General features: G+C 63.1%; 6 protein-coding genes. 5 read left to right on the forward strand and 1 reads right to left on the reverse strand.

Annotation, left to right across the window (positions count from 1 at the left end):
* Together ACYVDE_RS11160 and trmB are read left to right on the forward strand one after the other, a co-directional pair.
* Positions 1–558: glutamate ligase domain-containing protein (locus ACYVDE_RS11160; RefSeq protein ID WP_460501605.1), on the forward strand; the 558-nt coding region annotated here is incomplete at its 5' end.
* Positions 559–652: 94 nt separating this feature from the next.
* The gene (gene trmB / locus ACYVDE_RS11165) at positions 653–1,318 is read left to right on the forward strand and encodes a tRNA (guanine(46)-N(7))-methyltransferase TrmB (protein WP_460501607.1); all 666 of its coding nucleotides are present in this window, start codon (positions 653–655) and stop codon (positions 1,316–1,318) included.
* 99 nt (positions 1,319–1,417) lie between these two features.
* Here trmB and ACYVDE_RS11170 read toward each other — a convergent pair whose 3' ends face one another.
* The gene (locus tag ACYVDE_RS11170; RefSeq protein WP_460501609.1) at positions 1,418–2,014 is read right to left on the reverse strand and encodes a beta/alpha barrel domain-containing protein; all 597 of its coding nucleotides are present in this window, start codon (positions 2,012–2,014) and stop codon (positions 1,418–1,420) included.
* 156 nt (positions 2,015–2,170) lie between these two features.
* Here ACYVDE_RS11170 and rpe point away from each other — a divergent pair, with 156 nt between their 5' ends.
* The 3 genes from rpe to hisG all read left to right on the forward strand — a co-directional run bounded on the left by rpe (position 2,171) and on the right by hisG (position 6,860).
* Positions 2,171–2,884: a ribulose-phosphate 3-epimerase gene (gene rpe / locus ACYVDE_RS11175; RefSeq protein ID WP_460501610.1), complete on the forward strand. Its 714-nt coding sequence runs from the start codon at positions 2,171–2,173 to the stop codon at positions 2,882–2,884.
* Between the two features lie 27 nt (positions 2,885–2,911).
* The gene (locus ACYVDE_RS11180) at positions 2,912–5,524 is read left to right on the forward strand and encodes a TonB-dependent receptor (protein ID WP_460501612.1); all 2,613 of its coding nucleotides are present in this window, start codon (positions 2,912–2,914) and stop codon (positions 5,522–5,524) included.
* 484 nt (positions 5,525–6,008) lie between these two features.
* Positions 6,009–6,860, forward strand: a complete 852-nt coding sequence (gene hisG / locus ACYVDE_RS11185; RefSeq protein WP_460501614.1) for an ATP phosphoribosyltransferase — start codon at positions 6,009–6,011, stop codon at positions 6,858–6,860.
* Positions 6,861–6,964 lie beyond the last annotated feature (104 nt).

Genomic DNA, 6,964 nt, shown 5'->3' on the forward strand with positions numbered 1-6,964 from the left:
CTGCCCAACGCCGAGCTGGGCCTGCCCGGCGACTACCAGGAATTGAACCTGCCCGGCGTGCTGGCCACGCTCGATGAACTGCGCGCCCAGGGTTTCCGCATCACGGAAGCGGCCGTGCGGGCGGGCCTGCGGCAGGTAACAAAACTAACCGGGCTGCGCGGGCGCTGGAGCATCATCGGCCGGCGTCCGTTCGTGGTGTGCGATACGGGCCACAACGCGGCGGGCTTGCGCATGGTAATGAGCCAGTTGCAGCGCGTGCCGCACCGGAAGTTACATTTGGTAATTGGTACGGTGAACGATAAGGACGTGCCCGCCATGCTGGCCATGCTGCCCGCCGAAGGTCAATTTTACTTTTGTGCGGCGAATATTCCGCGGGCCCTGCCGGCGGCTGAATTAGCCGAACTGGGCTGGCAGACCGGGCTGCAGGGCGAAGCCTACGAGTCGGTAGCGGTGGCCGTGGCGGCGGCGCGGGCGGCCGCCGGGCCCGAGGATGCGGTGTTTATCGGGGGCAGCACGTTCGTGTTGGCTGAGGTGGCGGAGCTTTATCCCGAGGCTTAAGCGGCGGGTGGCGTAATTTTGGGGCTGGCTCGGGCCGCCAGCTGTGCAAGCAGGTGGCCGCGGGTGTTTTTCAACTCCTCATTACCTCCAGCTTTTGGCCCGCGTTAAGCTTCAGCGTTTCCATGACAACGCCACCCGTCTCGACATCATTGAACCCGGCAAACCCGAATACGAACAGCTGGGCGGCCGCTGGCGTACCGATTTCTTCCGCGAGCCGCACCCGCTGACGCTGGAAGTGGGCTGCGGTAAGGGCGAATACACCGTGGGCCTGGCCCAGCGCCACCCGGGCCGCAATTTCCTGGGGCTCGACATCAAGGGCGAGCGCATCTGGCGGGGCAGCACCCGCGCCACCGAAATGGGGCTTACCAACGTGGGCTTCGTGCGGATGCGGGCCGAGGCGCTGGCCGCGCAGTTTGGCGCGCACGAGTTGGCCGAAATCTGGATTACGTTTCCCGACCCGCGGCCGCGCGACCGTGACATCAAGCGTCGTCTCACGTCGCCGCGCTTCCTGGAGCTCTACCAACAATTGTTAACGCCCGGTGGCCTGCTGCACTTAAAAACTGATAACGAAGGGCTTTTCGAATATACGCTCGAAGTGCTGGCCGCCCGGCCCGGCGCGGTGGTCGAGCGGTTTACGCGCGATTTGTATGCCGAAACCGACGCGGAGTTTACCGAGGCGCAGGCCATTCAGACCAATTTTGAGGGCAAGTACCGCTCGATTGGCGTGTCCATCAAATACGTGCGCTTCCGGCTGAGCTAACCATCGTCTAGTCTTGTCATGCCGAACGCAGTGAGGCATCTGGGAAACGCCGTTGAACAGCTTTCTCAGATGCCTCATTGCGTTCGGCATGACAATGTTTTACTCTACTTCCAGCGCTTCGAACACAGCTTCGAGCTGGTCGAAATCGCGCAGTCCGGGCTTTACTTCGTCGCCCGATGGGAAAGACAGGCCGGCCAGCGGTAGCTGCGAGGCCAGCGCGTGCGCCTGTTCGGGGTGTAGGCCGGGGCCCAGCCATAGCGGCTGCCGGGCGGCTAGAGCGGCCAGCGTGGCGGGAGCAATGGAAGCATCGGCCGGTAGCTCCAGCACGAAGCCGACTGGTGCGGCGGGCAGCATATCGAGTCCGGCAGCGAGCTGAGTCGGGTGCAGCTCCAGATACACGGGCGGAGCAATTTCGGCGAGCTCTTTGGCGGCGCGGGGGGAGCGGAGCAGCACTGCATCGAGGGCGCAATCGGCGGCTAAGGAGTTTATTTCGGGGGCGCTAAGCTGGTCGAATTCACCTATCAGTTCAACCCCGGCTATCCAGCCGGCCAACTCCTTCACCGTTTTCGTGTCGAGGTGGTCGGGCAGAGTAGGGTCGAGCACGAAGGTGAGTTTATCGGCGCCCATGCCGGCGCAGTAGCGGGCATCGGAGAGGTTGTTGATGCCGCGGATGAGTAGGGGAACGAGGTGTGGCACGGGAGGGGAATGAGCAATAAATAATGAGTAATGAGCCGGCGGCTGGCGCGGCTTTACATTGGTTTTGCCCGGGGGCTGAGTAACTGCAAAAATAGAGGTGCCCGCGCGGCCCGGCCGCATTCGGGGAGTGCGGCGGGCCGCTGTATCTTCGTGCCCATGAATACAACCCGCCGTGCCCCGCTGCTGGCCCCGTCGTTTCTGGCCGCCGACCTGGCCAACCTGCAAGCCGAAACCGAACTGCTCGCCAATAGCGCCGCCGACTGGCTGCACTTCGATGTAATGGATGGCCGCTTCGTGCCCAACATCTCGTTTGGCCTGCCCGTGCTGCAAGCCGTGGCCCGTTACGCCAGGCAGCCCATCGACGTGCACCTGATGATTGAGGAGCCGCAGAATTATCTGGCCCAGTTTCGCGACGCCGGGGCCAGCGGCATTACCGTGCACTACGAGGCCTGCCCGCACCTGCACCGCGTGGTGCAGCAGATTAAGCAGCTGGGTTGCCGCGCCGGCGTGGCCCTGAACCCGCACACGCCCGTTGCCCTGCTCGAAGACATCGCCGCTGACCTCGACGTGGTGCTGGTGATGTCGGTGAATCCCGGCTTCGGCGGGCAGGCGTTCATCCCAAATACCCTGAAAAAAGTGGCCATGCTGAAAGAATTGTTGCTCGACACCGGCTCCGAAGCCCTGATTGAAGTGGATGGCGGCGTGAACATGGACAACGCTGGCCCGCTGGTGGAAGCCGGGGCCGACGTACTGGTGGCCGGCAATTTCGTGTTCAGCGCGCCCGAGGGGCCGGTGGCCACGCTGGCCCGCCTGCGCGAGCACCTAGCCGGACTGGAAATGGGTGCCGAGGCCGCAGGCCGTCGGCAATAGGTGCGTCGGCTCTTCGTTCTTCGCTTCGTGAAACTACCCGCTACGCCGCTTCGGCTCGTTCTGCCGCTTTCGTTTTTTCCCTCGCCGGGCCGCTGGCTGCTGGTTGGTTCGGCGCTGCTGGGTCCGTTACTGCTGGTTCCGCTGGCAGCTCAGGCCCAGACGGAGCCTGGGGCTGCTACCGTCACTCCGCGCGAATACACCCTCACCGGTACGCTGCGCGATGTCAACGGGCAGCCGCTGGAGCTGGCCGCGGTGGGAATTGAGGGGCAAACCGCAGGCACCAATACAGCGGCCGATGGCAGTTTCCGCCTGCGCGTGGCGGCCCCGGCGGCGGGCTCGCCGCTGGTGCTGGTGGTGCGCCGGCTGGGTTATTTGCCCATTCGCCAGCCCCTGCGTCTGCCGGCTGATGCTACCCGACCGCTGCGTCTCACTATGCGCCTTGATACAAAGTCGTTAGGGCCCGTCAATGTGACGGCCCGCGGCAACCAGGGCGACACCCGTGAGGAAGTGAGCCTGACACACATCGACCCGCGCCAGGCAAAAGAAATTCCGTCGCCGTTCGGCGATTTCAACGCCATTCTGAAAACGCTGCCGGGCGTGATGTCGAATAACGAGCTGAGCAGCACCTACAACGTGCGTGGCGGCAACTACGACGAGAACCTGGTGTACGTGAACGGCTTCGAGATTTACCGGCCGTTTCTCGTTACCTCGGCGCAGCAGGAGGGGTTAAGCTTCATAAATGCTGATTTGGTGAAGCAAGTCGAGTTCAGCAGCGGGGGCTGGCAGCCTAAGTATGGCGACAAATTGGCCTCTGTGCTGAGCGTGGACTACAAAACGCCCGAGAAGTTTGCAGCCTCGCTCACGGCCAGCTTGGTGGGCGGCGCGGCCCATGCCGAAGCCCGCTCGGCCAACGGCCGGGTGAGCTACCTGGCCGGCGTGCGCTACAAAAACGCCCAGTACGTGCTCAGCTCGCTCAAGCAGGCACAGGGCGGCTACAACCCGACTTTCTACGATGCGCAGGCGTTTGTGAATTTCGGGCTGGGCCACAAGGAAGACATGCAGCGCACCACGCTGGGCCTGATGGGCGTGGTGGCGCACAACGACTACCGCTTCTCGCCTGAAACCGGCGAGTCGACGTTCTCGACCGGCGTGAACCAGCTTACGCGGGTGTTCATCGGCTACGGCGGGCGCGAGCGCATGCAGTTCGATACCTACCAGGGCGGGCTCAACCTGAAGCACGATTTTTCGTCGCGCCTGCAAATGGAGCTGTTGGGCTCGGCCCTGATTTCGCGCGAGTTCGAATACCGCGACGTGGAAGCGGCCTACCGCTTCGCCGAAATCAACCGCGACCCCAGCTCGCCCGACTTCAACCAGGCCGTGCGTGAGCGCAGCCTCGGTTCCGAGTTCAAGCACTCGCGCAACAACCTCACGGCGCGCATTTTTACGGTCGAAACTCGGGGGCGCTGGGCCCCCGCTGCTAACCACACTGTGCGCTGGGGCGCGAAAATCGGCCGCGAGAAAATTGCCGACCGCCTCGACGAGTATAGCTACGCCGACTCGGCCGATTTCGTGCCCGATGCCCGCCGCACCCGCCTGTTGTCGGATTTGAGCTTGCTCAGCACCCGCAGCCAGGGCTTCGTGCAGGATACTTGGAACCTTGACTCGCTGCGCACGCTCACTTATGGGGCCCGCGCCCACTACTGGACCACTAATGGCCAGCTCGTCATCAGCCCGCGGGTGCAGTACTCGCAAATCAGCCGCCGCCACCCCAACCGCTCGATGAAGGCGGCCGTGGGCGTGTATTACCAGCCGCCGTTCTACCGCGAGCTGCGCACTCAGGCCGGCGAGCGCAGCAGCCCCAACCAGCCCTTGGTGCAAATCGGCCAACTGAACGTGGAGCTGCGCGCCCAGAAATCCTACCACTTCATTGTGGGCAAGGACGTAACGTTTCAGGGCTTCGGCCGGCCGTTTAAATTCACCAGCGAAGTCTATTATAAGTACCTCACCGACGTGGTGCCCTACGATGTGGACAACGTGCGGCTCCGCTATTTCGGCAAAAACAACGCCCGCGCGTACGCCGCCGGTTTCGATGCGCGGCTCAGCGGCGAGTTCGTGAAAGGGGCGGAGTCGTGGTTCAGCCTCGGTATTCTGACCACGCAGGAAAACGTGGCTGGCGACTCGATGAACGTGGTGGACGCCACCGGCAAAATCACCGGCCGCGAGGCCAAAGGCTTCATCCGCCGTCCGCAGGACCAGCGCCTGAACGTAGGCGTGTTCTTCCAGGACCACCTGCCCAATAACCCCTCGGTGCGCGGCTACGTGAACCTGGTGTTCGGCTCCGGCCTGCCGTTCAGCCCGCCCAACCAGCCCGACCTGCGCGGCACCGATGCTCTGGTGCGGAGCTACAAGCGCGTCGACCTAGGCTTTTCCAAGGTCATCGGCCTGAAAAACAACGGCGCGCCCAAAGCCCATTTCTACAGCTTTGACAGCCTCTGGCTGGGGCTGGAAATCCTGAACGTACTGGGGGCCAATAACGTGGGCGGCTATAGCTACCTGCAGGATGTGAACGGCGTGACGTACTCGGTGCCCAGCTACCTTTCGCAGCGGCTGGTGAATTTGCGGCTAATTGCCCGGTTCTAAGAGAAACATTTGTCATCCTGAGTGGAGCGAAGGACCTTCTCACTGTTGCGCGAGTCGTTGCGACGTGTAAAGGTTCTTCCTCCGCTCAGGATGACAAATTCGTTTAATTTCCAACCTTTCGCCTACCACCTGAGTAATAGAACTACAATAAAATTGTGGCCCAGCGTGCTGCCGCTGGCAACTTCGTACTACCTTTGTGCCCGATGAACCAATTCCCCGCCGTTGTTTGTGCCGTTGCCGCTGCCCCCGAGTTGGGCCGCCGGGCCGTTGCGGGCGTACATCATCACCACCATCTGTGGGAGGCCGGGCTGTGCGCCGGGTGCTAATACAGCGCCGGTAGCCCGAGTCTCCACCTCCGCGTTTGGGGGCTCGCCGGCTTCCAGCACACCTCGATAATTTCCGGGAAACCAAACAACAGGCAGCCATTGCCTGCTATCCAGCTGCGTGCTCTTCGGGCCGCGCTTCCCGCCCACTTCCCCTTTTCATGCTCCGTTTAGCCATTCAGAAGTCCGGTCGCCTCAGCGAGGACTCGCTCGCCCTCATCCGCGAATGCGGCATTAACTTCATCAGCAGCTCCTACAAGCTGAAAACCGAAGCTACCAACTTCCCGCTCGAAATCCTGTTTTTGCGCGACGACGACATTCCCGGCTACGTGCAGGACGGCGTGGCCGACCTCGGCATTGTGGGCCAAAACGTGCTGGTGGAGGCCGGCTACCCCGAACTCGAAGTCGAAACCCTCGGCTTCAGCAAGTGCCGCCTGAGCCTGGCCGTGCCCCGCGCCGACGGCTACGCCTCGATTGAGGCCCTGCAGGGCAAGAATATCGCGACTTCCTACCCCAATATCCTCGGCCGCTACCTGGCCGAAAACGGCGTGCAGGCTAACCTACACACTATCAGCGGCTCGGTGGAGATTGCGCCCAGCATTGGCTTGGCTGAGGCTATCTGCGACATCGTGAGCAGCGGGTCGACGCTGCTGGGTAACGGCCTGCGCGAGGTCGAAACCGTATTTCGCTCCGAGGCTGTGCTCATCGCCCAGCCCAACCTCAGCGCCGAGCAGGCCGACCTGCTGGCCCAACTGCAGTTCCGCATGCAGGCCGTGCGCCGCGCCAAGCGCAGCAAATACATCCTGCTGAATGCCCCGGTGGCCGCCCTCGACGAGGTGCGCCGCCTGCTGCCCGGCATCAAGTCGCCCACCGTGACGCCGCTGGCCGAAGCCGGCTGGGTGTCGGTGCAGTCGGTGGTGCAGGAAGACGACTTCTGGCACGTGACCAACCAGCTCAAGGCTGTCGGGGCCGAAGGCATTCTGGTGCTGCCCATCGAGAAAATGATTGCCTAGCCGCCCCGCCATGCAGTTTATTGCCAATCCCGCCCCCGAAACCTGGGTCGCACTACAGCAGCGCCCCGCCGCGGCCGAAGCGCCGCAGGTAGCCGCCCGCGTCC

Source organism: Hymenobacter agri (genome assembly GCF_054778495.1).

Bases quoted from the DNA above. Each gene is read 5' to 3' on its own strand.
- rpe (WP_460501610.1), top strand. From the start codon at position 2,171: ATGAATACAACCCGCCGTGCCCCGCTGCTGGCCCCGTCGTTTCTGGCC.
- hisG (WP_460501614.1), top strand. From the start codon at position 6,009: ATGCTCCGTTTAGCCATTCAGAAGTCCGGTCGCCTCAGCGAGGACTCG.